This window comes from Actinoplanes philippinensis (assembly GCF_900113015.1).
Classification (GTDB): Bacteria; Actinomycetota; Actinomycetes; order Mycobacteriales; family Micromonosporaceae; genus Actinoplanes; species Actinoplanes philippinensis.
Window position 1 is genome coordinate 1 of the sequence record NZ_FONV01000040.1, and the last position, 24989, is coordinate 24989.

The following is a 24989-nucleotide window of genomic DNA, read 5'->3' on the forward strand; positions in this document are numbered from 1 at the left end:
GGGCGGGGGTGGCGACTGCGGTGGCGTTCATGCCCGATCAGATCGGGCGGCTGTCTCAACGCAACCTCAAGCCCCTCTCAGGACCCGCGCAAGGATCCGTGAGCACGTCGCGCGATCACCGGGCGCCCGCCGGCGAAGCACCACAGCGCGATCACCGGGTCGCAGATAGCACAGCCGAACGACGAATCGTGCACGAACGGGATGATCGGGTTGCCCTTGAGGTGGTGGACCACGTCCCAGCAGGTGTGCAGCAGCCAGCCGACCCCGATCCAGCGCCAGGAATCCAGGCCCCGGTAGGCGACGTAGATCATCACGAGACCGAACGGGAACTCCCACACCCCCAGGCCGCCGCTCCAGTAGACGGCGCCGGCGCCCGCGATGAGCAGCGCGTTGACCCGTTGCCGCGCCCCGTCCGGGAACGCCGCCATGACCAGGATGAAGAGGACGCCGACGAGAATCGGCCCGACAATCGACATGCAGCGAACCTAGGGAACCGCCGGCACGCGCCACAGTGGCAGGAACGACGTGGTCCAACGGATTCTGGCCACGGCGACCGGTCTTTGATACCCGTGGGGGGTATGGGTATAGTGGCGTTGCGCCGGGCGACGGCCGCCCGGCTTCCCGCTAAGGAGCACCACCATGGCGACACAGCAGACCTACACCGTGACCGGCATGACCTGCGCGCACTGCGTGGGTTCGGTCGATGCCGAGGTCCGTCGCCTGCCCGGCGTCACCGACGTGCGTGTCGACCTGCCGTCCGGCGCCGTCACCGTCACCAGTGACCAGCCCCTCGACGACACCGCCGTCGCGGCCGCCGTCGACGAGGCCGGCTACGAGCTGGTGCCGCGGTCGTGAACGCCCCTGCCCGGCTGGGCGCCTTCGGGGCGGGGCTGGCGGTCGTCTTCACCGCCGCCCTCGGCCTCGGCCGGCTCGCCGGCCCCGCCGCGCCGCCCGCCGCTCCCGCCGCCCACGACCGGCACAACGAGCCGGCCCCGGCCGGAGCCACTGCCGCCCTGCCGGCCGGACTGCAGATCACCCAGGACGGCTACCGGCTCCAGCCGATCAGCGCGACCCTCGCGGTCGGTGACGCGCAGCCGTTCCGGTTCCGCATCCTCGGCCCCGACGACCGGCCGGTCACCGACTACACCGTCAACCACGACAAAGATCTCCACCTGATTGTGGTACGGCGTGATCTGTCCGATTTCCAGCACGTGCACCCGGAACGCGCCGCCGACGGCACCTGGTCGATCCCGCTCGCCGTCGGCACCCCCGGGCAGTACCGGGTGTTCGCCGACTTCCAGCCCGCCGCCCGTGAGGACGGGCTGACCCTCGGCGCCGACGTCCCCGCCCCCGGCGACTACCGGCCCCGCCCGCTCCCGCCCGCCGAGCGCAGCACCACCGTCGACGGCTACACGGTCACTCTCACCGGCGATCTCGTCCCCGGCGGATCCTCCCGCCTCACACTGTCGGTCAGCCGGGACGGCGCCCCGGTCACCGATCTCCAGCCCTACCTCGGCGCCTACGGCCACCTCGTCGCCCTGCGCGCCGGCGACTTGGCCTACCTGCACGTCCACCCCGACGGCGAGCCCGGCGACGGCAGGACGGCGGCCGGACCCGGCATCGTCTTCCACGCCGACGTCCCGTCCGCCGGGGACTACCGGCTCTACCTCGACTTCCAGCACGACGGCACCGTGCGTACCGCTGCATTCACCGCGACCGCCGGCCCGGCGCAGGCCGTGCCGGATCCGCCCGCCGCAAGCCCGGCCCCGGCCGGCCCGACGGCGCTGCCCAGCGCGACCGGGCACGGCGACGACGGCCACACCCACGGCTGAGGAGAGACACGATGGCGAACACCCGGCCCCTGCCGGCCGCCCCGAACCAGGTCGAACTGGCGATCGGCGGGATGACCTGCGCCTCCTGCGCGTCGCGGATCGAGAAGAAGCTCAACCGGATGGACGGGGTCACCGCCAGCGTCAACTACGCCACCGAGAAGGCGTTCGTCACCTACGACGACGCCGTCACCCCGGAGGCGCTGATCGCCACGGTGGAGAAGACCGGCTACACCGCCGTCCTGCCACCGCCGCCGGCCGCCGACGACCCGGCCGCGCCGGCCGAACCCGCCGACGAGCTGCGCGCCCTGCGGACCCGCCTGTTCACCGCCATCGCGCTCAGCGTTCCGGTCGTCCTCCTCGCGATGGTGCCGGCCTGGCAGTTCACCTACTGGCAGTGGGCGTCGCTGACCCTGGCCGCCCCGGTCGTCGTCCACGGCGGCCTGCCCTTCCATCGGGCCGCCTGGATCAACCTGCGCCACGGCGCCGCCACCATGGACACCCTCGTCTCGCTCGGCACCCTGGCCGCGTTCGGCTGGTCGCTGTGGGCGCTGTTCCTCGGCACCGCCGGCGAGCCCGGGATGACACACCCGTTCACCCTGGACATCGGCCGCACCGACGGGTCGGGCGCCATCTACCTGGAGGCGGCCGCCGGGGTCACCACGTTCCTGCTGGCCGGCCGCTACTTCGAGGCGCGCTCCAAGAAACGGGCCGGCGCCGCCCTGCGCGCGCTGATGGAGATGGGCGCCAAGGACGTCACCGTGCTGCGTGGCGCCACCGAGTTCCGCATCCCGGTGGCGCAGCTGTCCGAAGGTGACAGGTTCGTGGTCCGGCCGGGGGAGAAGATCGCCACCGACGGCGTCATCGAGGACGGCGCCTCCGCCGTCGACACCAGCATGCTCACCGGCGAGTCCGTTCCGGTCGAGGTCGGCCCCGGCGACACCGTGGCCGGGGCCACCGTCAACGCCGGCGGGCGCCTGATCGTGCGCGCCACCCGCGTCGGCGCCGGCACCCAGCTCGCGCAGATGGCCAGACTCGTCGAGCAGGCCCAGACCGGCAAGGCCGCCGCCCAGCGCCTCGCCGACCGGATCTCCGGTGTCTTCGTGCCGATCGTCATCGCCCTCGCCGTCGCCACCCTCGGCTGGTGGATCGGCGCCGGCCACGGCCTCACCGCGGCGTTCACCGCCGCCGTCGCCGTGCTGATCATCGCCTGCCCGTGCGCGCTCGGTCTCGCCACCCCGACCGCCCTGCTCGTCGGCACCGGCCGCGGCGCCCAGCTCGGCATCCTCATCAAGGGCCCGGAAGCGCTCGAGTCCACCCGCCGTGTGGACACCATCGTGCTGGACAAGACCGGCACCGTCACCACCGGCCGGATGACCCTCGCCACCACGGTCGCCGCCGACGGCGAGGACCCGGCCGAGGTGCTGCGCCTGACCGCCGCCGTGGAGGCCGCCTCCGAGCACCCGATCGCCCGGGCCATCGCCGCCGCCCACGACGGCGTGCTGCCCCCGGTCACCGATTTCCGCAACCGGGAGGGGCTCGGCGTCAGCGGCGCCGTCGACGGCCACGACCTGCTCGTGGGCCGGCCTCGGCTGCTGCGCGAGAACGGCTACCCGCTCACCGCCGGCCTGGAGGAAGCGCTGCGGGCCGCTCAGGAGGCCGGGCAGACCGCCGTGGTCACCGGCTGGGACGGGCGTGCCCGTGGCGTCCTCGCCGTCGCCGACGCGGTCAAGCCCACCAGCCGGGCGGCCGTCTCCGCGCTGCGTGGCCTCGGTCTGACCCCGGTGCTCCTCACCGGCGACAACGAGACGGTCGCCCGGGCGGTCGCCGCCGACGTCGGCATCGACGAGGTGATCGCCGACGTGCTGCCGGCCGGCAAGGTCGACGTCGTCACGAGGCTGCAGTCCGAGGGCCGGGTCGTCGCCATGGCCGGTGACGGCGTCAACGACGCCGCCGCTCTCGCCCAGGCCGATCTGGGACTGGCCATGGGCACGGGCACCGACGTCGCGATCGAGGCCTCCGACCTGACCCTGGTCCGCGGCGACCTGATGACCGCCGCCGACGCCATCCGCCTGTCCCGGCGCACCCTGCGCATCATCAGGAGCAACCTGTTCTGGGCCTTCGCCTACAACGTGGCCGCCCTGCCCCTGGCGATGGCCGGCCTGCTGAACCCGATGATCGCCGGCGCGGCGATGGCGTTCAGTTCGGTCTTCGTGGTCGGCAACAGCCTCCGCCTGCGGCGCTTCACCTGATCTCCCACTGGCGCCGGCATTCCACATATGTGCGACGCGGATGCGGCAGAGTGATCTCGACGCCGACGCGCAAATGCATTGACGAGACGAAGCCGGTCGGTAAGGATGGCTTCAGAACGACCGCACGAGTCTCGAAAGGAGCCGGACCATGAGCTGTGTGACCCTCCCCTCGCAACCGACGCGGTGTGGCTCCGTCATATCCGTCGTGACGGCGACCCGAGGCGCCCGAGTGCACGAGACCCGTCGTGAACTGGGGAGATCGAGCGGCTAGCGCAGCATCGTCCGCGCCCCGGCCGCCCTCGTCAGTCGACGATAAGGGCGGCTTCTTCATTTCCCGGCTCCATTCTTGAATGGTTCACCGATGGCGTCCGGTGGAATTGTTCTCTCTCAACTCGACAGTGGATGGCATGTATTTTCAGACACCATCATTGCGGTCCTGGTGAACTCGGCGGACACGCCGGTCTTCCAAACCGGAGAAGCGGGTTCGATGCCCGCGGGCCGCTCCGGTTCCACGGTGATCTGATGGGGGTTCGGCTAATCGGCAGGCCACCGAGCTTTGACCTCGGCTGTGCAGGTTCGAGCCCTGCACCCCCAGCCCCCCGGTAGCTCAACCGGACCGAGCGGCGCCCTTCTAAGGCGACGGTTGCGGGTTCGAGTCCCGCCCGGGGGACGGCACGTTCCGGTAGCTCAGTCGGTAGAGCGCCGCCTCGACAAGACGGAGGTCCCTGGTTCGAGTCCAGGCCGGAACACGTCCCACCTGCTCCGCTTCGCGCCGCAGCTCACCTGGTGGGTGAGACCTGCCTTATCAGCAGGCCGTGGTGAGTTCGATTCTCACGCGGCGCACGCCCGTGTCGCTCAGCGGCCAGAGCACCGGTCCTACACACCGGCAGTCCCGGGTTCGAGTCCCGGCGCGGGCACGACCTCGCCGTTCGGCGAGTGGTGAGGGCCGTATGCCCGAGTGGTCAGGGAACCGCCTGCAAAGCGGTGCACACCGGTTCGAATCCGGTTGCGGCCTCGAGAACGACATGCCGTCCACCGGCGAGCCGGCGCCTCGGCGCGAAGTTCCGGCCAGGTGAGGTCGAGCGGGTGCGGGGCCCGCTTCTCGCCCACCGCCGCGTCGTGCGGCCCCCGGCTCACTCATCGCCTGCTCATCGGCCGGCGGCACGATCGTCCATGCCACCGGGCCGATCACGAGGAGAGTCACATGGATCTGCAGCTCGCCGGGAAGACCGCAGTCGTCAGCGGTTCGAGCCGGGGCATCGGGTACGCGACCGCGCGAGCCCTGGCCCGCGAGGGCGCCGACGTGATCCTGAACGGCCGGGACAAGGCGAGGCTGGACAACGCCGTCGCACGGCTGCGGCGGGAGGCCCCGGGGGTGTCGGTCAGCGGCCTGCCCGCCGACTTCGCGGTCACCGGCGACGTGGACCGCCTGTGCGAGCGCCTCCCCGACGCCGACATCCTGATCAACAACGTGGGCCTGTTCGAGCTGACGCCGTTCGAGCTGATCTCCGACGACGACTGGCGACGGTATTTCGAGGTCAACGTGCTCAGTGGCGTCCGGCTCGCCCGGCGGCTGCTGCCGGCGATGATCGGCCGGGGCTGGGGCCGGATCGTGTTCGTGAGCAGCGAGTCGGGCGTCGACATCCCGGCCGACATGATCCACTACGGGACGTCGAAGACGGCGATGCTGTCGCTCGGCAACGGCCTGGCGAAGCTGACGAAGGGCACCGCGGTGACGGTCAACACGGTGCTGGGCGGCCCCACGTACTCCGACGGCGTCGCCCGGACGGTCCGGTCGCTCGCCGAGGCCCGCGCGGTTCCCGAGGAGCAGATGAAGGCGGCGATCATCGGTACGAACCGGACGTCGCTGCTGGAACGCTTCATCGAGCCGGACGAGATCGCGCACGCGGTGACCTTCCTGGCCAGCCCGCTGGCGTCGGCGATCAACGGCTCGGCGGTCCGCGTCGACGGGGGAGTGCTGACGACGCTGCTGTGACGCCGGAGGCGCCGGAGTAACGTGACCGGGTGATCCGTTTCGGTGTCCTCGGGCCGGTGATCGCCGAGGACGTGCCCGGCCCTCCTGGCAGTCCGGCGGCGCGGGGGGTCGCCGAGGGGGTGCCCGGCCTTTCTGGCAGTCCGGCGGCGCGCGGGATCGCCGAGGGGGTGCCCGGCCGTCCGGGTGGGTCGATGGCGGGGGTGACAGCCGCGGAGCCGCCGGGTCGTGCGGTGGCGTTGAAGGGGCCGATGCACCGGGCGGTGCTGGGCCGGCTGCTGGTGGCGCGCCGTCGGGTCGTACCCCTGGATGATCTTGTCAGTGACCTGTGGGTGTCGCCGCCGGACGGCGCGGTGGCGGCCGTGCGGACCTTCGTCGCCGCGTTGCGCCGGGCCGTCGAGCCGGAGCGCCCGCCGCGAGCGCCGGCCACGTTGCTGACCACCGAGGGCTCGGGGTACGCGTTGAGGTGCGCCCCCGATCAGGTGGACGCCTGGCGGTTCGAGCAGGCCGTCGCCGAGGCCCGGGATGCCGGCCCGGCCGATGTCCTGACCCGGCTCGGCGAGGCTCTCACCTGGTGGCGTGGCCCGGCGTACGCCGATTTCCCGGATGCCGCCTGGCCTCGCGCGGACCGTTCCCGTCTGGCCGAGTTGCGCCTGCAGGCCGTCGAACACCGCGCGGGCGCCTTGCTCGACCTGGGCCGTTGCGCCGAAACCGTCCCCGACCTCGACGAGCACGTCACCGCGCATCCGTGGCGGGAGGAGGGCTGGCGGCTGCTGGCGCTCGCGCTCTACCGATCGGGCCGGCAGGCGGACGCGCTCGCGGTGCTGCGCCGGGCCCGCGAGTTGCTCGCCGGTCACCTCGGCGTGGATCCCGGGCCGGCGCTGCGCGCGCTGGAGACCGGCATCCTGCGGCAGGACCCGGCGCTGGACGGGCCCGATCCGCTGCGGCGGGCCGCGTCCACCTACGACCGTGTGGGCGGCGGCTCCCGCACCCGGCTGGAGTCGGCGGTCGGTCTGCTGCGTGACCTCGCCGTCACCGGCCCGGACGGCCTGCGGGAGGCCCGGCGGCAACGGGCCGCCGCGGTCGGCGCCGCCGAGCAGCTCGGCGACCCGGAGCTGACCGCGCGGGTGATCGGCGCCTACGACGTGCCGGCGATCTGGCCGCGCGCCGACGACCCGGTGGAGGCGGCCGGCGTCGTCGCCGCCGCGGAACGCGCGCTCGCCGCCCTGCCCGCGTCCGGTCACGACCCGGCCCGGGCCCGGCTGCTGGCCACCATCGCCCTCGAGTCGCGCGGCGTGCACGACGACCGGCCCCGTGAGTGCGCCGCGCGGGCCGAGACGATCGCCCGGCAGATGGGTGACCCCGCGCTGCTCGCGTTCGCGCTGAACGCCGTGTTCCTCCAGAGCTGCGGGCGGACCGGCGGCGCGGCTCGGCGCGACCGGATCGGCGCCGAGCTGGTCGCCCTGGCCGGCCGGCACGGCCTCGTCTCCGCGGAGGTGCTCGGGCACCTGATCCGGATGCAGTCGGCCTGCGCGGTGGCCGCGTTCGACCGGGCCGGCGAGCATGCGCGAGCCGCCGACGACCTGGCCGGGCGGCACGAGCGGCCGCTGGTCGGCGTGTTCACCGACTGGTTCCGGGCGCTGCGCTGCGATCTGGCCGGGCAGGCGCCGGCCGAGGTCCGCTACCGTGCCGCCGCGGCCCGGCTCGACGACGCGGGGATGCCCGGCATGCGTGACGGCCTGCTGCCTCTGGCCCTGCTCGGCCTGCGCCTGCGCCGGGGTCTGCCGCTCGCCACGGACGACACCTTCGGGCCGTACGAGCCGTGGGTGCGCCCGCTGCTCGAACCGGGCCGTACCGCGCTCGCCGAGGTGCCGGACCCGCCCGCCGATCTGCTCGCCGAGGCGCTGTGGTGCCTGTTCGGCCGGGCCGCGATCACCGCCGGCGACCGGCCCGCGATGGAACGGGCCCGGCGTGCGCTCGCCCCGGCGGCGCGGGAGTGGGCCGGCGCGGCGAGCGGGACGCTCACCGTCGGCACGGTCACGGATCACCTGGCGCTGCTGGACGCCGCCCTGCTCAGGACCGGGGGAGAGCGCCCAGCGTCGTCATCGTGACCGCGACGTGCAGGGCGTCGTGCAGGTCGGTGTGCAGCACGGCCAGGGACGGATCGGCCTGGTAGGCGGCGAGCACACCGGCGGGCGGCGGCAGGGCGGCGGACAGCGCGCCGGCCAGCACCAGGACCTGCAGACAGTACGCCCGGGCGCCGTCACCCAGCTCCGGCACGTGCTCACGGATCAGCGTGGTCGCGGCGTCGAGGATCTCCAGCGACTCCCGCTTGTGCCGGGTGACGACCTCCACCGACACGTTCTGCTCCAGGACGCCGCCCTGCGCCCCGAAGAGCCCGCACAGCACCGGCCGGTCGGCGAGCGAGCGGGTGAGGATGCCGGTCAGCAGGCCGGCCCGGTCGGTGGCGGGCAGTCGCGGGTCGATGCCGGCGGCCAGCTCGCCGGCGAGCACGGCCAGCCACTCGCGCAGGAACCGGGTCAGCAGCTCCAGCAGGACCGCCTCGCGGGTCTCGAAATAGCGCACCACGTTCGACTTGGCGAGACCGACCCGGCGGCTCAGCTCGTTGAGGCTGACCTCGGTGACGGGCATCTCGTCCAGCATCGCCGCGGCGGTGTCCAGGATCGCCCGGCGGCGGATCTCCCGCTGCTCCTCGCTTCGCGCCCGTTGGAACGTCACACCGTGCAGCCTACATTACGGACCGCCGGTCTCTTGACATCAGACCGGCGGTCTCTTAACGTCGTGGGCAATAACAGACCGACGGTACGTTAAAGGAGCGCGACGATGAGCGACAACTGGACCGAGCAGAACATCCCCGACCAGAGCGGCCGGGTCGCGGTGGTGACCGGCGCCAACACCGGCCTCGGCTTCGCCACCGCACGGGCCCTCGCCGGCCGCGGCGCCAGGGTGGTGCTGGCCGTGCGCGACGTGGCGAAGGGCAGACGCGCCGCCGACCGGATCGCCGGCGACGTCACGGTGCAGGAGCTGGACCTGTCCTCGCTGGACTCGGTCCGCGCCGCCGCCGCCACCCTGCACGCCACCCACCCGCGCATCGACCTGCTGATCAACAACGCGGGCGTCATGTACACGCCGCGGCTGTCCACCCGGGACGGCTTCGAGATGCAGTTCGGCACCAACCACCTGGGGCACTTCGCGTTCACCGGGCTGCTGCTCGACCTGCTCCTGCCGGTGCCCGGCTCACGGGTTGTCACGGTCAGCAGCACCGGCCACCGCATCCGGGCCGCGATCCACTTCGACGACCTGCAGTGGGAGCAGTCGTACAGCCGGGTCGGCGCCTACGGGCAGTCCAAACTGGCGAACCTGCTGTTCACGTACGAGCTGCAGCGACGCCTCGCCGCGCGGGCCGGCACCGTCGCCGTCGCAGCGCACCCGGGCCTGTCCGACACCGAGCTGGCCCGCAACACCCCGGCCGCGCTCCGGCTGCCGGTCACCTGGCTCGCGCCGGTCCTCACCCAGCCGGCGTCGATGGGCGCCCTGCCGACCCTGCGCGCCGCCACCGACCCGGCGGTCCGCGGCGGCCAGTACTACGGCCCCGGCGGCCGCGGCGAGCTGCGCGGCCACCCGCGTCCGGTCACCTCCAGCCCGGCCTCCCACGACGAGGCGGTCCAGCGCCGGCTGTGGTCGGTCTCCGAGAACCTCACCGGCGTGACCTTCCCGGTGTGACGGCGCGCCCGTCCGCTAGCTGCCGCCGACCTGGGGCTCGCTCTCCAGGTACATGCGGTCGATGATGCTGTTCTGTGCCGTCCCCTGCAGATCGACGGAGACCGTCCGGTCGTACGTGATGGCGGCGATCGTCGCGGCGGCTGCCCGCCATGCTCTCCGGCTGTTGCTCAGGTGTTCCCCCGCGATCCACGATGACGATTCGTCGTGAATCCAGTCGCCGGGTGGCCCGGCGCGACGGCGTCCGCGGCGCGATCCAGGTGATCGGGCGACAGTGGGGAACCCGTGCGGGTGATCATCCGGTGAACCTTCGCCACCCGCTCCCGCTACCCACCTTGCAGACCGTGGTGCGGGAGGTGGCGGATGGATCCGGGCGGCGACGAGGCGTTGCTGCGGTCGATCGCGGCCGGCGACGCCGCCGCGCTGTCCCGGCTCTACGAGCGGCACGCCGGGCCCCTTTTCGGCTATCTGTTCCGGCTCGCCGGCGACCGGATGACCGCCGAGGAGATCCTGCAGGACACGATGCTCGCGGTCTGGCGGTCGGCGGGCGCCTTCGAGGGCCGGGCGAAGGTGTCGACGTGGCTGTTCGGTGTCGCCCGGCGCCAGGCCCACAACCGGTTGCGTGGCCGGTTCGGGCCGGAGCCGACCGTTGCCGAGCCGGCCGACCGGCCCGATCAGGGCGCCGGGCCGGAGGAACTGGCGATCGCCGCGGCCGGTGGCACTCCGGTGGCCGCCGCCATCGACCGGCTGCCCGGGCATCACCGTGACGTGATCGCGCTGGTGTTCGTGGCCGGGCTGCCGCTCGCCGACGTCGCCGAGGTGCTGGCCATCCCGGTCGGCACGGTCAAGAGCCGCCTGCATCATGCCCGGGCCGCGGTCGCCGCGGCGCTCACCGCCGCGGAGGTGCCGGAATGAAGGACCTGTTGCCCGAGTACGCCGCGGAGGTGCCGGAATGAGGGACCTGTTGCCCGAGTACGCCGCGGGTTCGCTGCCGGAAGCCGACCGGGAGCGGGTCCGCGCGCATCTCGGCGGCTGCCCGCGCTGCCGGGCCGACCTGGCCTCCTGGCAGGCGATGGCAGCCCCGCCCGCGCCGCAATCGCCCGACCCGGCGGCCCGCCCCCACCCGGCGGCCCCGCCCGACCCGGCGGCCCTGGTCCGCGCCGTGCTGACCCGGGGCGCGCTGACACCGGAGCCGCCGGGCCCGCCACGCCGCCTGCGGCACCTGGCCGCGCTGATGGCCGCCGAGGCGCGCCTGATCCGGATGGCGGTGCCGATCGCGTCGGCGCTGGTCATGGCGCTCGGCGTGGGGCTGGTGCTGGCGCAGGCCACGGTCGGCGCCGACCTGGTGCTGGCCCTGGTCGCGCCGATCGTGGCCGCCGCCGGCGTGGCGGGCGCCTACCGGTCCGGCCGCGACCCGGCCGCCGAGGTGGTCGCGGCCACCCCGACGTCCGGCCGGTTGCTGCTGCTGGTGCGCATCGCCCTGGTCTTCGGATACGACCTGGTCCTGGCCGTGGCGGCGTCGGCAGCCCTGGCCGCCACCGGCGCGGCCGGCACGGCGGGTCTGAACACGCTGGTCGCCGCCTGGCTCGGCCCGATGGTGCTGCTGTCCTCGGTGAGCCTGCTGGTGGCCGTCCGATTCGGACCGGACAGCGCGCTCGGCGCGGCGGTCGGCCTGTGGGCGGTCCGGGTGCTGATCGGCGGGGTGTTCGTCCGGGACGGCTGGATGGCCCGGTTCGTCGTCGAGGTGTGGACCACGAACGCGTCGGTCCTGACGGCCGGCGCCGCCCTCACGGCCGCCGCGTTCGTCGTTGCCGGACGTGAACCTCACGGCGCCGGGCGCGCTACCCACCGGATGTGAGACCGATGACCCTCTGGGGGTACGAGGCGCGCCGCACCGGCTGGGCAGCCGTCCTCGGCCCGCCCCTGGCCGTCGCGCTGGGCGCCGCGGCCGCGCTGGCCCATCCCGAACCGAGTGACACGACGATCGCCCGGATCCTGCTCGGCGGGCTGGAGATGGCCGTCCCGCTCGCCGCCGCCGTCGTCTGCTCGTCGCTGATCGGCCGCGACCCGGCACGTGAGCTGCAGCTCGCCGCGCCCACGCCGTACCGTGTCACGCTGCTGCGCCGGATGGCGGTGGTCGTCGGCTGGGCCGCGGTGGTGGCCACGCTGACCGCGGCGGCGCTGATCGTGACCGGCTGGTGGGCCCGCTGGCCGCAGAGCCACGGCGCTCTGGCCGGGCAGCTGACCTGGCTGGCGCCGACCGTCGGGCTCAGCGGCCTGGGGTTCGCGGCCGGGGCGGTGCTGCGGAGCCCGGCCGCGGCCGGCGCGATCGTCACCACGGTGTGGGCGGTCCAGCAGTTCTTCGCCGGCGCGGTGCAGCAGCACCTGCCGGGCCGGTTGCTCTACCTGTTCGCCACCACCCGCGGCGCGACACCGGGCGACTGGACGGCGAACCGGCTGACCCTGCTCGGCGTGGGGGCCGTGCTCATCGCCTTCGCTCTGGTCCTGCTGGGCCGCCGTCCGGAACGCCTGATCAGTGAGGAGGACGAGTGACCGCCTTCGGCGCCAGTCTGCGCTACGAGTTCCGGATGCAGGTGCGCAAGCGGTCGGTGTGGATCGTGCCGGCGTTGACCCTGGTCCTCTTCGTCCTGATCGGTGGCAGTCTGCTGCGGGACCTGTTCGACCCGGGGGAGCGGCCGCTCGATCCGCGGACCGCAGTGGCCGGCCTGGCCGTGCAGTTGCACGCGCTGCTGTCGATCGGGTTCGGCTGCCTGCTCGCCGACCGGCTGGTCCGCGACGACCGGCTGGGCGTGGCGCCGGTCCTGGACGCCACCCCCGCCTCGCCGGCCGCCCGGCTGTCCGGCAAATATCTGGGGGCCGCCGCCGCGACGGCCGTCCCGATCGCGGTGGCCTACTTCGGGTTCGCGGCGGCCTACGCGATCGACACCGGGCGTCCGGTCGCGATGGCCTGGGCGACGGCCGCCTTCGGTGTGGTGATCGTCCCGGGGCTGCTCCTGGTGGCGGCGTTCGCGCTGGCCGTACCCATGATCATGCCCGCGCCGCTGTTCCGGGTGCTGTTCGTCGGCTACTGGCTGTGGGGCAACCTCGTCCCGCCGGAGACGATGCCGACGCTCTCCCGGACCCTGTTCCACCCGCTCGGCGGCTACCCGCTCGACGCGCTGTTCGATTTCCACGGCATCGACGGCGAGGACACCTGGGCCGGCCCGATCGCCGGCGCGACCTGGAACGTGCTGCGCCCCGCCCCGACACCCGCGCTCGCGTGGCTGTCCATCGCCCTGCTCCTGACCGTCTCGGCCGCCGCGCTCGCCGGTGGCCACGCCCTGCGCGTACGCCGCATCCGCTGAGAGGACCGTCCCATGCGCATCGAGATCTCCGGTCTCACCAAGACCTACCGCGGCGGGGTGCACGCCGTCGACGGCCTGGACCTGGACATCCCCACCGGCATGTTCGGCCTGCTCGGCGCGAACGGCGCGGGCAAGACCACCCTGATGCGGATCCTGGCCGGCATCGTCCGGCCGTCGTCCGGCCGGGTCGTCGTCGGCGGGCACGACATCACCTCGGGACCAGGCCGGACCGCCGTGCAGCGGGAGCTCGGCTACCTGCCGCAGGACCTGGGCGTCTACCCCGACCTGACGGCCCGCCGGTTCCTCGACTACGTGGCCCTGCTCAAAGGCATGGACGACCGCCCGGCACGCCGCCGCCGGGTCGGTGAGCTGCTCGAGGTGGTGGCCCTGACCGAGCACGCCGACCGGCGGCTGCGCGGCTTCTCCGGCGGCATGCGGCAGCGTGTCGGCATCGCCCAGGCCCTGCTGGCCGACCCGCGGCTGCTCATCGTGGACGAGCCGACCGCCGGCCTCGACCCGGAGGAGCGGATCCGGTTCCGCACGCTGCTGTCCCAGTTCGCCGGCCGCCGCACCGTGCTGCTGAGCACGCACATCGTCGACGACATCGGACAGACCTGCCGCGAGGTGGCCGTCCTCGCGAAGGGCCGGCTGATCTTCCGCGGCTCCGTCGACGAGCTGACCCGCCGCGCCCAGGGCCGGGTCTGGTCGGTCGTCACCGACGGCCCGGCCCCGGCCGGGGGCACTGTGGTGTCGGCGCTGCCCCACGACGGCGGCATGCGGTACCGGATGGTCGCCGCGGCCGCGCCGGACCCGCAGGCCCGCCAGTTGGAGCCGACCCTGGAGGACGGTTACCTGACCGTCACCGCCGCCGGGCGGGAGCCGGCCTCCCGGTCAGGGACGCCAGGCTGACCAGCGGTCCACGGTGATCTCCAGGAACGGGCCGGGCGGCGGGGTGGCGCGATACTGCGGGTAACGGGCGGTCAGCGCGGCCAGGCCCTCCGGCGAGTCGCCGACGATCCGGGCCCGGCCGTCGGCGCGTGCCCACCACAACGCCGACCAGTCCTCCTCGTAGTGGTCGGCCAGCACGCTGACGTGTGGGTTCGCGGTGATGTCGGCCAGGCGGCGCAGCGCCCGGGTGCGTTTGGGTTTGCCGTCGACCGCGGTGTGGATGACGTCGCCGGTCACCGCGAAGACGATCGGGACCACGTGGGGCACGCCGTCGGCGCCGGCCGTGGCCAGCCGGGCCACCCGCGCCGACGCGAACAACTCGGCCGCTGAGGTCACCGTCACACCCTACTGCGCCGAAAACGGGCCGGCCCAACTCTCAGGTGCGCCACGGCCCGGACGATTGCTGGGGGCGTCACTCCTTGGTCCACCTTCCCTCCCCGCCCCATGGAGGCACTCCCCATGAAGTTGCACGACACCATTGCCCGTCTCCGCGCCGGCAAGAAGGACGACGAGGGTTTCACCCTGATCGAGCTTCTGGTCGTGGTCGTCATCATCGGTGTCCTGGTCGCGATCGCCGTGCCGGTGTACCTGAACTACCGTCAGGGCGCCGCCGACAAGTCGGCGCAGTCGGACGTGCGTGGCGCGATCAGCGCGATCGAGCAGTTCTACACCGAGAACGGCAACCAGTTCCCGGCCGACACCACCGTCGACAACAAGGACGGCACCGTCCCGTCCAAGGCTCTGGCCACCGGCAGCAAGCAGATGATCACGGTTTCCGACAAGACGCAGCTGGGCTTCGCCAACGGCACCGGCGCGAAGGCGGGCACCTACCGGATCTGCGCGACCAGCACCGGCGGCAGCGGCAAGTGGTACCTGTACGACAGTGAGAAGGGCGGCTCGGTCCAGGCCCTCACCACCACGCTGACCCTGGCCACCTGCGCCTGACGTACCCGTTCGAGCTCCCGGCCCCGGGTGGCGCCTCATCGGCGCCGCCCGGGGTCTTTCGCGTGCAGAATCCCGGCCCGGATTCGTCAAGTGCCCGGCCCCGCTGCCGACTGATACGGCCAAGAGGGCGATGCGCCGTCCCCCACCTATGAGAGGCAAGCCGCATGAAGCTGCACGACGCCATCGCCCGTCTCCGCGCCGGCAAGAAGGACGACGAGGGTTTCACCCTGATCGAGCTTCTGGTCGTGGTCGTCATCATCGGCGTCCTGGTCGCGATCGCCGTGCCGGTGTACCTGAACTACCGCCAGGGCGCCGCCGACAAGTCCGCGCAGTCCGACGTGCGTGGCGCGATCAGCGCGATCGAGCAGTTCTACACCGAGAACGGCAACAAGTTCCCCGCGGACACCACCGTCGACAACAAGGACGGCACCGTCCCGTCCAAGGCTCTGGCCACCGGCAGCAAGCAGATGATCACGGTTTCCGACAAGACGCAGCTGGGCTTCGCCAACGGCACCGGCGCGAAGGCGGGCACCTACCGGATCTGCGCGACCAGCACCGGCGGCAGCGGCAAGTGGTACCTGTACGACAGCGAGAAGGGCGGCTCGGTCCAGGCCCTCACCACCACGCTGACCCTGGCCACCTGCGCCTGACACATCGGACCCCCGGCCCCGGGTGGCGCCCTCACCGGCGCCCCCGGGGCTCGTCATATCGATGGAGCAGCTGTGACGTGGACTTCCCGGCAGCGGCGGTGGATCGCCGGGCTTCTCGCCGCTCTCGTGGCGGCGGTGAGCGCTCCGGCACCGCTCGACCTGGACGTCTTCGCGGGCCTGGGACGCTCGGTGCTGGCCGGCCGGTTCGCCGAGGCGTACGCCGGCACGTTCACCCAGGCCGGCCCGCTGCAACTGGTCCTCAGCCAGGTGCTGTCGATCGGCGCCCACGACGGCGTCCCGCACGTGGTGACCCGTGTCCTCGTCGCGGTGGCGCTGGTGCTCGGCGCGATGGCCGCCTGCCGGGGACGGGCGTCGCGGGAGATCGCCGCCGCGACACTGACCCTGCTGTGGATGACCGGGCCGCTGCCGTGGCACGGACATCCCGCCGAGACCGCGATACCGATGCTCTGGGCGTACGCCATGGTCCTGCACCGCCGGGGCCACCGCCTCGCCGCCGCCGGCGCGCTGGCCGCCTCCGCGCTGATCGCCCCGGTCGCGGTCCTCGGGTTTCCCTGCCTGCTCGCCGTGACCGGACCGGTCCGCGCGGCCCGCACGACGCTGCTGGCCGCCGCGATCGTGGTGGCCGGGTTCCTGCCGTTCGTGCTCAGCGGCTCCTTCGACATGTTCCGGCACGTCTGGCCGGTCACCCCCGGAACCGTGCCGGCCATGCTCGGCCTGCACGAGGCGACCTGGGCCACCCGGCTCGCCCAGGCCGTCGTGGCGGCCGGTGGATGCGCCCTCGTCGCCTGGCTGCTGCGCGGGCGGCCGGTGGCGCTCGCGGCGGCCCCACTGGCGGCGGCCCTGCTGCGGATCGTCACCGACCCCGTCACGTACCAGTACTACTGGCTGCCGGTGGCCGTCGCGTCGGTGCTGCTGGTCGCGCTGCTGCCGGACGACGTCCCGGTGTGGCGGCAGACGGCCGTGACGGTCCTCGGCTACACCGCCCTGCTCGCGGTGCACGCCGACGCCGCCGGGGCACTGGTCTGCCTGGCCGGATATCTGCTGGCCGGCTGCCGGATCTCAGAAGCAGCTGCCGCAGAAGTTGGACGGGTCGCCCCCGGGTGACCCGTCCGGCGGCGGCGGGGAGGTGCTGCCGGTGTAGGAGCTGCGCTGGGACACCGGGCCGCTGATCAGCGGGTCGTCGAAGGGCAGCGGCGTCATCGTGGTGGTGAAACCGGTGGTGCTCTGCCCGGTCACGGTGACGAGCACGCACGCCACCTTGACCGCGTAGTAGTAGACCGGCACCCGAGGGTCGATGGTGGTCGGGCCGGCGACGGCACACACCCCGTAGGCGCCGGCGCCGCGCGGCACCGCCAGCGCGCCGAAGTCGATCGTGGCAGGTTGCCAGCCGGTGTCCGGTGGCGCCGGGAACAACCGTACGTTGTAGCCCTGCAGCAGGCCCGGGAGTCCGGCGCGGCCCCGGTAGGTCACCAGCCCGAAGCCGACCGGGAGGTCGGTCGCCGCCGGCGCGGCGCACTGCGTGGCGGTGCCCGTCACGACGAAATACTCCAGGTTGCTGTCGGGCTGCAGACCCGACAGCGCGCCCTGGACGCAGGTCGAATACCGCCAGTGGATCGTCGTCGGCGTGGCGGCGGACGCCGTACGGCCCGGGAGCAGAGCCGCCGTCAGCAGCAACACGGAGGCGGCGGCGCGGAACCGGAACGACATCAGGACTCCTCGTGCATCGGCCCGGCGCCGGCCGGGACACCCGGCAGCGGAACCGCCCGCGCAGCGCCGAGCACGAGCGCGAGCTGGAACCGGTTCTGCACGCCGAGCCGGTCCATCAGCGCGCGCAGGGTGTAGACGACGGTGCGCCGGCTCAGGCCCAGCTCGGCGCCGGCCGCCTCCTCGCTGTAGCCGTCGGTGAGCAGGGCGAGGATGGCCTGCTCGCGAGCAGTGAGTTCGATCGGCGGCACCTCCTGATGGAAGGGATCCCTGGCGGTGCGCCAGATGCGGTGGAACAACTGGGTCAGGTGGGCGACCGCATCCGGGTCGGTGAGCTCCACCGCGCCGGCGTCGAAACGGGCCGGGTCGGCCGGGAACAGCGCGGTGTGCCGGTCGAACACCATGAGCTTGAGCGGCAGATCGGTCGCCTCCCGGTACTCCGCGCCGTCCGGCACCGTCTCCCGCGGCCGTCCGGCGCGCGGCGGCAGGCTGATCGCGCGCAGCCGGACGCCCCGTGTGACCAGCTCACGGTCCTGCGGCCCGGCGACCGCGGCGGCCTCCGCGCTGATCTGCTCCTCCGTGTTGATCGCCAGATGCTCGCGGCGTTCCGCGGCCGTCAGCACGGCGATCCGGGCCCGCGCCGTCTCCCGGCTCGGCAGGCGGCGTACCGACCGGGGATCGATCCGTTCCAGATGCAGGCCCGCCACCGCCGCCAGATGCCGCCGGTAGCCCTCGGTCACCGCCACCGGCCCGCGCCGCTGCCGCACCAGGACACCCACCCGGTCCGGATCGACGGCGCTCCACCAGCGTTCCCGGCCGCGGCAGGTCAGACGGGCCGCACCGGCCGCGGTGAGCTCGTCCATCGCCTCGGCCAGCCGGCCGCCGTCGATGTCCAGATCACGGGCCAGCATCGCGGACGTCTGCGCGCCGAGCAGCGCCAGAGTCCGGTACACCAGGTCCGCGTGCGGTGACAGGCCCCATCGTCCCAGCACCGGCACCACCGTCCGTCCCGCCATCCCCGACCCCCCGAATCAGATGTCCCATCACAGCATCCGCGTGCGCGTTTCAACCAGACCGATCGCAGCTTCGCTGCGCAGATGCGCAAAACCCCTCGGGGGTACGCTCCGCGGGCCCGCACTTGCGCGGATGCGCAACGACTTCCGCGCCGTCCTCGACCGGCCACCCTCTCCTGTGGCCTCATGACTCCGGGGGGCGGCGGCGGCAGGCCGGCCACGGGGGCGCCGGTCCTGCCGCCGCCGGGGGCGCCCCGGTCCTCGGTGGCCGGTAGGATGCGGCCGGTGGGCTGGGAGGCGCTCGGACAGTGGGGTGCGGACGCCGTTCGCGTCGAGCCGCTCTCCGGTGGAGTCGCCAACGACGTGTGGACCGTGCGCGTCGACGGCCGGCTCGCGGTCGCTCGTCTCGGTTCCCGCGGCGATGCCGACCTGGCCTGGGAGACCGGCCTGCTCGTGCACCTCGACCGCGCGGGCTTCACCGTGCCGGCGCCGATCCCGACGACGGACGGCCGGCTCTTCGCCGGCGGTCTGGTGGTGATGCCCTACCTGGACGGCGGCCCGCCCGAGACACCGTCCGACTGGCAGCGCGTGGCCGGCACAGTCCAGGAGCTGCACCGCCTCACCCGGAACTGGCCCCAGCGCCCCGGCTGGCGATCGTCCACCGACCTCCTGCACACCGAGACCGGCACCCGGATCGACCTGAACCGGATGCCCGCCGAGGCCGTGGCCCGCTGCCGGGCCGCGTGGGCCCGGCTGTCCGGCCGCCCCACCTGCGTCGTGCACGGCGACCTCAACCCCGGCAACATCCGGATGACCGCCGACCGGGTCGCCCTGATCGACTGGGACGAGTCGCACGCCGACGTCCCCGACCTCGACCTGGCCCTCCCCTTCAACGCCGCCGCGCTCGACGACGCCACGCACGACACGGCAGCCCAGGCCTCCGCCGCCTGGCAGGCCGCCGTCTGCTGGGACGACGACTACTCCCGCCGCCGCCTGACCGAGGTCCGCCCCGCATAGCCCGTGTCCCGCCGCCCCGGGAGCCGCCGGCACGGTGGTGGTCCCCTCGGCCGCTCGCCGCCATGCCGGGAGCCGCCGGCACGGTGGTGGTCCCCTCGGCCGCTCGCCGCTATGCCGGGAGCCGTCGGCACGGTGGTGGTCACCCGGCCGTGAACCGCCGGGTGGGACTGCTGGTCCTGGTCACGGCAGGCCCAGCTACGACCGTCCGTGGGGGCCGCCGGGGCGGTTGCATGGAGGGCGACCGAAGGAGAACACCATGACCATCATCTCCCCGCAGCCGCTCCGTGGCCGTGCCGCGCTGATCACCGGCGCGTCCAGCGGCATCGGCGCGGCCACCGCCGAGCTGCTCGCCGCCCGCGGCGCGACGGTGGCGCTACTGGCCCGCCGCAAGGACCGCCTCGACGAGCTGACCGCCCGGATCACCGCCGCCGGCGGGACGGCGCTGGCCGTGCCGGTGGACGTCACCGACACCACGGCGCTCGGCGCCGCGGTGTCACGGGCCGCCGCGGAGCTCGGCGGCCTGGACCTGGTCGTCAACAACGCCGGGATCATGCTCCCCGCCCCGATCGAGGAGCTGCGCGCCGACCAGTGGCAGCACCAGATCGACCTGAACGTGACCGCCGCCGTGCACACCGCCGGAGCGGTGACGCCGCTGCTCGTGGCGGCGGCCGCCGAGGGCCGGACCGCTGATCTGTTCACCACGTCGTCGATCGCGGCGCAGAACATCTTCCCCACCTTCGCCGTCTACTCGGCGACGAAGGCGTTCATCACCCACCTGTCCCGGCATCTGCGCGTCGAGCTGGGCGCCAAGGACGTCCGGGTCTCCGCGATCGAGCCCGGCATCGTCGGCACCGAGCTGCAGAGCCACGTCACCGACCAGGGCGCCCGTGACTGGCTGGCCGGCGCCGCGGAGCAGGTCGAGTTCCTGACGCCGCAGGACGTGGCCGAGGTGATCGCGTTCGCGGCCGCCCTGCCGCGGCGGGTCAACCTACAGCAGGTGACGATCATGCCGACCCGGCAGCCGTCCTGATCCGTTGAGTGGGTCCGGCAGTACCAGTCAGCGGTGCTGCCGGGCCGGTGCGGCGGGGGAGACTGGGACCGTGGACAACAACGCCGACCTCAAGGACTTCCTGCGCACCCGCCGCGCCCGGCTGACGCCGCGCGCCGCCGGCATCGGCGATGCCCTTCCAGGGCGGCGGGTGCCAGGTCTGCGGCGGGAGGAGATCGCCGCGCTGGCCGGGGTGAGCGTCGACTATTACGTCCGGTTGGAGCAGGGCCGCAACCTCAACCCGTCGACGACCGTGCTCGCGGCGATCGCCCGGGCGCTGCAGCTCGACGACACCGAGCGGGCGCACCTGTTCGACCTGGCCAAGGCACGTCGCGGCCGGGTGGCGGTGCCCCGGCCACAGCGGGTGCGCCCCGGGATGCACCAGATGCTGGAGACGCTCGACGACGCCGCGTCCCCGGCGTTCGTGCTCGGCCGCCGGATGGACCTGCTGGCCGCCAACCGGATGGCCCGTGCCCTCATCTGCGACTTCAACCTGCTGCCGGCGGCACAGCGCAACAAGGTGCGGTTCATGTTCCTCGACCCGCGGGCCCGGGAGCTCTACGTCCAGTGGGACAAGGTGGCCGCCGAGACCGTCGCGGTGCTGCGGGTGGAGGCGGGCCGGCATCCCGGCGATCCACGGCTCGCCGCCCTGGTCGAGGAGCTGTCGATGAGATCCGAGGAGTTCCGCCGCTGGTGGTCCGATCATCAGGTGCTGGTGCGTACGTCGGGGACCAAGCTGTACCGCCATCCGGTGGTCGGCGAGCTCACCGTCGACTTCCAGGCGCTGCAGCTGCCGGAGGACCCGGACCAGACCCTCTTCGTCTACACCGCCAGGTCCGGCTCGCCGTCCCACCAGGCGCTGCGGCTGCTGGCCAGCTGGGATGCCGCACCCTTGGTCGCCCCGGAGGGCCGACGCTCATGATCCTTTCTGCTGGGCGCCCTCCACCCGCCTGGCCGTCGCCGGTGATCCGTTCGTCGATCTCGATGCCGGGCCGGGCCGGCTTGCCGGACGACCAGATGATCTGGTTCGGGGGCCGGGCCGGTTTGCCGGACATCCGATGATCTGGTTCGGGGGCCGGGCCGGTTTGCCGGACATCCGATGATCTGGTTCGGGGGCCGGGCCGGTTTGCCGGACGACCCGATGATCTGGTTCGGGAGCCGGACGAGGCCGTGCTGGGCGTCACCGACCGGGCTCCGAGCCATGACCTGCTCAGCGTGGGGCGCGGAACCGATCCGGAGGCGGTGTGATGCCCAGCGCGGAGGCCGCGACGATCGAGCCGAGGAGTGGGGCGAACTTGGCGCCGTGACCGGAGCACGGCGACGCGACCGTGACCGGGCCGGCCGTGTCGATCACGAAGTCCTCGGTCGGGGTCGTGGTGAAGACGCAGGTGGTCTCGGCGTAGGGCTCGGGGATCAGGCCCGGCAGGTACTTCGTGACGTAGTCGACGACCCGCTGCCGGTTGGCGGGGTCGATGAAACCGTCGTTGCCGGCCGCCGACGGGATGTCCGGCCCGCCCAGGAACTCGGCGACCTTGTGCCCGCGGTGCTCGGCGTCGCGGCCGCCCGGCAGCGAGTACGCCGCGAAGTCGTCGCTGATGTGCACCGTCGTCGGCCAGTCGGTGACCGGCTCCCGGTAGGGGAAATGGAACGCCTGCTCCTTGGTGACACGCAGGGGCGGCAGACGGAACGGCAGGTCGGCGGCGAGCGCCGGGAGCCAGCCACCGGCAGCGACCACGACGTGGTCGGCGGTCAGCTCGTCACCACCGGCGGACCGGATCGACACCCTCCCGGCGTCGGCGGTGAAACCGGTGACCGTCCAGTCCGGGCGGATCGCCGCGCCCGCGAGCCGGGCCAGCTCGACCATGGCGCGAACCGCGGACTCCGCGTCGATGACCCCGGCGCTCGGCTGCCACAGCACCGGGCCGTCGACGTGCAGGCCCGGCCAGCGGGTGGCCGCCTGCTCGGCGGTGAGCAACTCGTGGCCGACGCCGATCGCGGTGAGGACGGCTGCCAGGTGGGCCGGGTCGCGCCGGGCGCCGAAATCGAGGGAGCCGACATGGCGGAGCAGCGGGATGCCGGCGGCCTCGGACAGTTCGTCCCAGTGGCCGCGGGCCTCGGCGACCAGGTTCGCGTAGAAGGGGTCCGGATACGCGTACCGGAAGATCCTCGCCGAGCCGTGCGAGCTGCCCTGCGGGTTGGCGGGCGTCGCCCGCTCCAGGACGGTGACCCGCACGCCGTGCTGGGCCAGCCGCCAGGCCGTCGCCGCGCCGGTCAACCCCGCACCGACGACCGCGACGTGGTTCACCGGTGACCGTCCGCATCGTGCATCCCCGAAGCCTAGAGACTTCCCGGGGTCGCGGTCTGCCCCCTCTCCCGATCTTGCTGGATCACGCCTTGATTCACGACGCCGGACACCCTGGAGGATGCGGACGTTCGGGATGAGTTCCGCGGGGCCGCATGCCGAAGGGAGCGGTTTCGCGGGTGGGGGCTGCGCGGTCGGGCGCCGGGAATCGCGTGGGAATGGGGGGCTGCGCGGCTGGGCGCCGGAAACTCCGTGGGGAGTGGGGGCTGCGCGGTCGGGCGCCGGGAATCGCGTGGGGAGTGGGGGCTGCGCGGTCGGGCGCCGGGAATCGCGTGGGAGTGGGGGCTGCGGGGCGGGGCGCTGGAAACCCCTCGGGGAGTGAGGGCTGGGCGGCCGGGCGCCGGAAACCCCGCGGGGAGTGAGGGCTGGGCGGCCGGGCGCCGGAAACCCCGCGGGGAGTGAGGGCTGGGCGGCCGGGCGCTGGAAACCCCGCGGGAAGTGGGGGCTGCGCGGTTGGGCGCCGGAAACCCCGTGGGGAGGGGGCCGCGCGGCCGGAAGCCGGAAGGTGGCGAAGGCCGCGCGGCCGGAGGAGGTCCGGCGGGGACGGGGAACGCGAACAGTAAGGGGGACGAGTGGCCGGACGGGAAGGCGGGACGGGAAAGGGCGTCAGGCGCGGTCGGTCAGGCCGCTGGCGGCGACGGCCGGGAGGTAGCCGCGGGCCTGGCCGGTCGCGGTCGGGTGCAGAACCCGGTTGTCGCGCAGGCCCTCGGTGCCGACCAGCCACGGCTTGCGGCTGCACAGGCCGTGGCCGGTGAAGCCGGGTGTGACGTCGACGTAGCGGACCCGGTTGCGGGTGGCGGCCGTGGCGATCGCCGCGTTGAGGCGGGTTACGACCTGGTTGGCGCGGGTGCGGACGCGGGCGGGGACCGGCTCGGCGGCGCACTGGCGGCTCTTGGCGAACGGCAGCGGGTAACCGGTGACGACGACGCGGGCGTGGGGCGCCGCGGTCACGACGGTGTGGATCATCCGGTGCAGGTCGCGGGGGAGTTCGGTGGTGAGCTTGCGGGTGACGGCGAGGTCGCCGTCGCGGCAGGCGTCCGCGGCGGCGCGGCTCAGGCAGGACTGCAGCAGCTGCTTGAGCTGCAGGTCGTTGGCGCCGGCCGTGATGGTGACCAGTTTGGTGCGCGCGCTGAGCACGGACGCCTGGCGGATGACGTCGGCGGTGGTCGCGCCGGTGCAGGCGGCGTTGCGCAGGGTGATGCCGCCGTGGGCCTCGCGGGCCAGCAGCGCCGGGTAGGCGGCCGCGTTGCGCCCGCAGGCGTCGCTGGTGGGGGCGGCGCCGAAACCGGCGGCGTACGAGTCGCCGAGCGCGACGTAGGGCAGGGGTGCGGGCGCGACGGCCGCGGCCACGGCGGTCGCGGGGGCGGCCCACGCCGTGGTGGTCAGCGCGACGGTCGCGCAGACGGCGACGACGCGGCGGTAGATCGCTGCGGGGTACGACATGACAAGTCTCCTTGGTGCGGTGAACCGGAGAGGATTCCTGAACGGACAAACGCACCAAAACGGAAAATGTCACCCGCGAGGACTGACGCCGGCGTGGGTCACTGCAGGCCGGTACGGACCGAGGTGATCCGCTGGGTGTTGAAGCCCAGCCAGTGCATCCGCCCCACGTAGCGGGCGTGCTCGACCTTGAGGCAACGGTCCATGATCACGGTCAGCCCGCCCCGCTCGGCGATGTCCGCCCCCTCCTGGTTGACCACCCCGAACTGGGTCCACAGCGTCTTCGCCCCGGCGGTCACCGCGTCCGCCGCGATCTGCGGCAGCGCGCCCGGCGCCCGGAACACGTTCACGATGTCGATCGGCTCCGGCACCTCGGCCAGCGACGGGTAGGACACCTCGCCGAGGATCGACGACTCCCGCGGGTTGACCGGGATCACCCGATAGCCGTGCCGTTTCATGTAGTAGCCGACGAAGTAGCTGGCCCGCAGCTCGTTGCCGGACAGCCCGACGATCGCGATCGTCCTCGACGAGTGGAGCACCCGCTGGATGGTCAGCGCGTCCTGATAGCTCATTGGTGCACCCTTGTCTCACTCGAGCTGATGGTGGTTCGAGTGCACCGGTGACCGTCGGGCCATCGCCCTGCTCGCTCGACCTTCGAGGT

25 protein-coding genes and 7 tRNA genes are annotated in these 24989 nt (G+C 73.4%); 24 read left to right on the top strand and 8 right to left on the bottom strand.

Annotated features, from left to right (window positions below; all coding sequences use genetic code 11):
* Nucleotides 1-77 precede the first annotated feature (77 nt).
* Complete coding sequence (locus BM290_RS46390) at nucleotides 78-476, bottom strand: DUF6010 family protein (RefSeq protein WP_093622415.1); 399 nt, start codon at nucleotides 474-476, stop codon at nucleotides 78-80.
* A 163-nt stretch (nucleotides 477-639) separates the two neighbouring features.
* Here BM290_RS46390 and BM290_RS46395 point away from each other — a divergent pair, with 163 nt between their 5' ends.
* The 12 genes from BM290_RS46395 to BM290_RS46445 all read left to right on the top strand — a co-directional run bounded on the left by BM290_RS46395 (nucleotide 640) and on the right by BM290_RS46445 (nucleotide 8185).
* A complete protein-coding gene (locus BM290_RS46395; RefSeq protein WP_093622416.1) occupies nucleotides 640-855 on the top strand; it encodes a heavy-metal-associated domain-containing protein in 216 nt (71 codons plus the stop codon).
* Nucleotides 852-1832: a hypothetical protein gene (locus BM290_RS46400; RefSeq protein ID WP_093622417.1), complete on the top strand. Its 981-nt coding sequence runs from the start codon at nucleotides 852-854 to the stop codon at nucleotides 1830-1832. The genes BM290_RS46395 and BM290_RS46400 overlap by 4 nt, the downstream gene beginning before the upstream one ends.
* Before the next feature lie 11 nt (nucleotides 1833-1843).
* Nucleotides 1844-4081 (top strand): heavy metal translocating P-type ATPase, encoded by a 2238-nt coding sequence (locus tag BM290_RS46405; protein WP_093622418.1) that lies wholly within the window; start codon nucleotides 1844-1846, stop codon nucleotides 4079-4081.
* Nucleotides 4082-4511: 430 nt separating this feature from the next.
* Nucleotides 4512-4584, top strand: a tRNA-Gly gene (locus BM290_RS46410).
* Between the two features lie 20 nt (nucleotides 4585-4604).
* Nucleotides 4605-4676 (top strand) — tRNA-Gln (locus tag BM290_RS46415).
* A gap of 1 nt (nucleotide 4677) precedes the next feature.
* Nucleotides 4678-4751: transfer RNA gene (locus BM290_RS46420), tRNA-Arg, on the top strand.
* A gap of 6 nt (nucleotides 4752-4757) precedes the next feature.
* Nucleotides 4758-4830 (top strand) — tRNA-Val (locus BM290_RS46425).
* Between the two features lie 20 nt (nucleotides 4831-4850).
* Nucleotides 4851-4924, top strand: a tRNA-Ile gene (locus BM290_RS48985).
* Between the two features lies 1 nt (nucleotide 4925).
* Nucleotides 4926-4998: transfer RNA gene (locus BM290_RS46430), tRNA-Val, on the top strand.
* 27 nt (nucleotides 4999-5025) lie between these two features.
* A tRNA-Cys gene (locus tag BM290_RS46435) sits at nucleotides 5026-5096 on the top strand.
* 189 nt (nucleotides 5097-5285) lie between these two features.
* Nucleotides 5286-6077, top strand: coding sequence for an SDR family NAD(P)-dependent oxidoreductase (locus BM290_RS46440; RefSeq protein ID WP_093622419.1), 792 nt, complete (start codon nucleotides 5286-5288; stop codon nucleotides 6075-6077).
* Nucleotides 6078-6106: 29 nt separating this feature from the next.
* A complete protein-coding gene (locus BM290_RS46445) occupies nucleotides 6107-8185 on the top strand; it encodes an AfsR/SARP family transcriptional regulator (protein WP_239144150.1) in 2079 nt (692 codons plus the stop codon).
* Here the strand turns inward: BM290_RS46445 and BM290_RS46450 are convergent.
* Complete coding sequence (locus BM290_RS46450; protein ID WP_093622420.1) at nucleotides 8148-8813, bottom strand: TetR/AcrR family transcriptional regulator; 666 nt, start codon at nucleotides 8811-8813, stop codon at nucleotides 8148-8150. The genes BM290_RS46445 and BM290_RS46450 overlap by 38 nt on opposite strands.
* Nucleotides 8814-8918: 105 nt before the next feature.
* Between BM290_RS46450 and BM290_RS46455 the strand changes: the two genes are divergently transcribed.
* The 6 genes from BM290_RS46455 to BM290_RS46480 all read left to right on the top strand — a co-directional run bounded on the left by BM290_RS46455 (nucleotide 8919) and on the right by BM290_RS46480 (nucleotide 14089).
* Complete coding sequence (locus BM290_RS46455; protein ID WP_093622421.1) at nucleotides 8919-9818, top strand: SDR family NAD(P)-dependent oxidoreductase; 900 nt, start codon at nucleotides 8919-8921, stop codon at nucleotides 9816-9818.
* A gap of 360 nt (nucleotides 9819-10178) precedes the next feature.
* The gene (locus BM290_RS46460; protein WP_093622422.1) at nucleotides 10179-10730 is read left to right on the top strand and encodes an RNA polymerase sigma factor; all 552 of its coding nucleotides are present in this window, start codon (nucleotides 10179-10181) and stop codon (nucleotides 10728-10730) included.
* Nucleotides 10731-10767: 37 nt separating this feature from the next.
* Complete coding sequence (locus BM290_RS46465) at nucleotides 10768-11673, top strand: zf-HC2 domain-containing protein (protein WP_177320195.1); 906 nt, start codon at nucleotides 10768-10770, stop codon at nucleotides 11671-11673.
* A gap of 5 nt (nucleotides 11674-11678) precedes the next feature.
* Complete coding sequence (locus BM290_RS46470; RefSeq protein WP_093622424.1) at nucleotides 11679-12368, top strand: hypothetical protein; 690 nt, start codon at nucleotides 11679-11681, stop codon at nucleotides 12366-12368.
* Nucleotides 12365-13180, top strand: coding sequence for a hypothetical protein (locus tag BM290_RS46475; protein ID WP_093622425.1), 816 nt, complete (start codon nucleotides 12365-12367; stop codon nucleotides 13178-13180). Before BM290_RS46470 ends, BM290_RS46475 begins: the two co-directional genes overlap by 4 nt.
* Before the next feature lie 12 nt (nucleotides 13181-13192).
* On the top strand, nucleotides 13193-14089 hold the full coding sequence (locus tag BM290_RS46480) for an ABC transporter ATP-binding protein (RefSeq protein WP_093622426.1): 897 nt from the start codon (nucleotides 13193-13195) through the stop codon (nucleotides 14087-14089).
* On the opposite strand, the gene BM290_RS46485 is transcribed toward BM290_RS46480, so the two are convergent.
* Nucleotides 14072-14464 carry a TIGR03668 family PPOX class F420-dependent oxidoreductase gene (locus tag BM290_RS46485; protein WP_203779938.1) on the bottom strand — a complete coding sequence of 131 codons (393 nt, stop codon included), beginning with the start codon at nucleotides 14462-14464 and terminating at the stop codon, nucleotides 14072-14074. The two genes, BM290_RS46480 and BM290_RS46485, sit on opposite strands and share 18 nt — an antisense overlap.
* 123 nt (nucleotides 14465-14587) lie before the next feature.
* On the opposite strand from BM290_RS46485, the gene BM290_RS46490 reads away from it, so the two are divergent.
* The 3 genes from BM290_RS46490 (at nucleotide 14588) to BM290_RS46500 (ending at nucleotide 16848) form a co-directional block, all read left to right on the top strand.
* Nucleotides 14588-15073 carry a type II secretion system protein gene (locus BM290_RS46490; RefSeq protein WP_218163321.1) on the top strand — a complete coding sequence of 162 codons (486 nt, stop codon included), beginning with the start codon at nucleotides 14588-14590 and terminating at the stop codon, nucleotides 15071-15073.
* A 164-nt stretch (nucleotides 15074-15237) separates the two neighbouring features.
* Complete coding sequence (locus BM290_RS46495; protein WP_218163322.1) at nucleotides 15238-15723, top strand: type II secretion system protein; 486 nt, start codon at nucleotides 15238-15240, stop codon at nucleotides 15721-15723.
* 72 nt (nucleotides 15724-15795) lie between these two features.
* Entirely contained in the window at nucleotides 15796-16848 is a 1053-nt protein-coding gene (locus BM290_RS46500; protein ID WP_093622428.1) for a hypothetical protein, read from the top strand.
* Here BM290_RS46500 and BM290_RS46505 read toward each other — a convergent pair.
* Nucleotides 16804-17451, bottom strand: coding sequence for a hypothetical protein (locus BM290_RS46505; RefSeq protein ID WP_093622429.1), 648 nt, complete (start codon nucleotides 17449-17451; stop codon nucleotides 16804-16806). The two genes, BM290_RS46500 and BM290_RS46505, sit on opposite strands and share 45 nt — an antisense overlap.
* Complete coding sequence (locus BM290_RS46510) at nucleotides 17451-18464, bottom strand: helix-turn-helix domain-containing protein (RefSeq protein WP_093622430.1); 1014 nt, start codon at nucleotides 18462-18464, stop codon at nucleotides 17451-17453. The genes BM290_RS46505 and BM290_RS46510 overlap by 1 nt, the downstream gene beginning before the upstream one ends.
* Nucleotides 18465-18737: 273 nt before the next feature.
* On the opposite strand from BM290_RS46510, the gene BM290_RS46515 reads away from it, so the two are divergent.
* The 3 genes from BM290_RS46515 to BM290_RS46525 all read left to right on the top strand — a co-directional run bounded on the left by BM290_RS46515 (nucleotide 18738) and on the right by BM290_RS46525 (nucleotide 21448).
* Nucleotides 18738-19478, top strand: coding sequence for a phosphotransferase (locus tag BM290_RS46515; protein ID WP_373871158.1), 741 nt, complete (start codon nucleotides 18738-18740; stop codon nucleotides 19476-19478).
* Between the two features lie 256 nt (nucleotides 19479-19734).
* Nucleotides 19735-20508 (top strand): SDR family oxidoreductase, encoded by a 774-nt coding sequence (locus BM290_RS46520; RefSeq protein WP_093622431.1) that lies wholly within the window; start codon nucleotides 19735-19737, stop codon nucleotides 20506-20508.
* Between the two features lie 70 nt (nucleotides 20509-20578).
* Nucleotides 20579-21448, top strand: coding sequence for a helix-turn-helix domain-containing protein (locus tag BM290_RS46525; RefSeq protein WP_093622432.1), 870 nt, complete (start codon nucleotides 20579-20581; stop codon nucleotides 21446-21448).
* Between the two features lie 288 nt (nucleotides 21449-21736).
* Here BM290_RS46525 and BM290_RS46530 read toward each other — a convergent pair whose 3' ends face one another.
* From BM290_RS46530 to BM290_RS46540, 3 genes are all read right to left on the bottom strand, one after another.
* Complete coding sequence (locus BM290_RS46530; protein WP_093622433.1) at nucleotides 21737-22831, bottom strand: FAD-dependent oxidoreductase; 1095 nt, start codon at nucleotides 22829-22831, stop codon at nucleotides 21737-21739.
* A 663-nt stretch (nucleotides 22832-23494) separates the two neighbouring features.
* The gene (locus tag BM290_RS46535; protein ID WP_093622434.1) at nucleotides 23495-24331 is read right to left on the bottom strand and encodes an SGNH/GDSL hydrolase family protein; all 837 of its coding nucleotides are present in this window, start codon (nucleotides 24329-24331) and stop codon (nucleotides 23495-23497) included.
* A gap of 98 nt (nucleotides 24332-24429) precedes the next feature.
* Nucleotides 24430-24900 (bottom strand): CoA-binding protein, encoded by a 471-nt coding sequence (locus BM290_RS46540; RefSeq protein ID WP_093622435.1) that lies wholly within the window; start codon nucleotides 24898-24900, stop codon nucleotides 24430-24432.
* Between the last annotated feature and the right edge of the window lie 89 nt (nucleotides 24901-24989).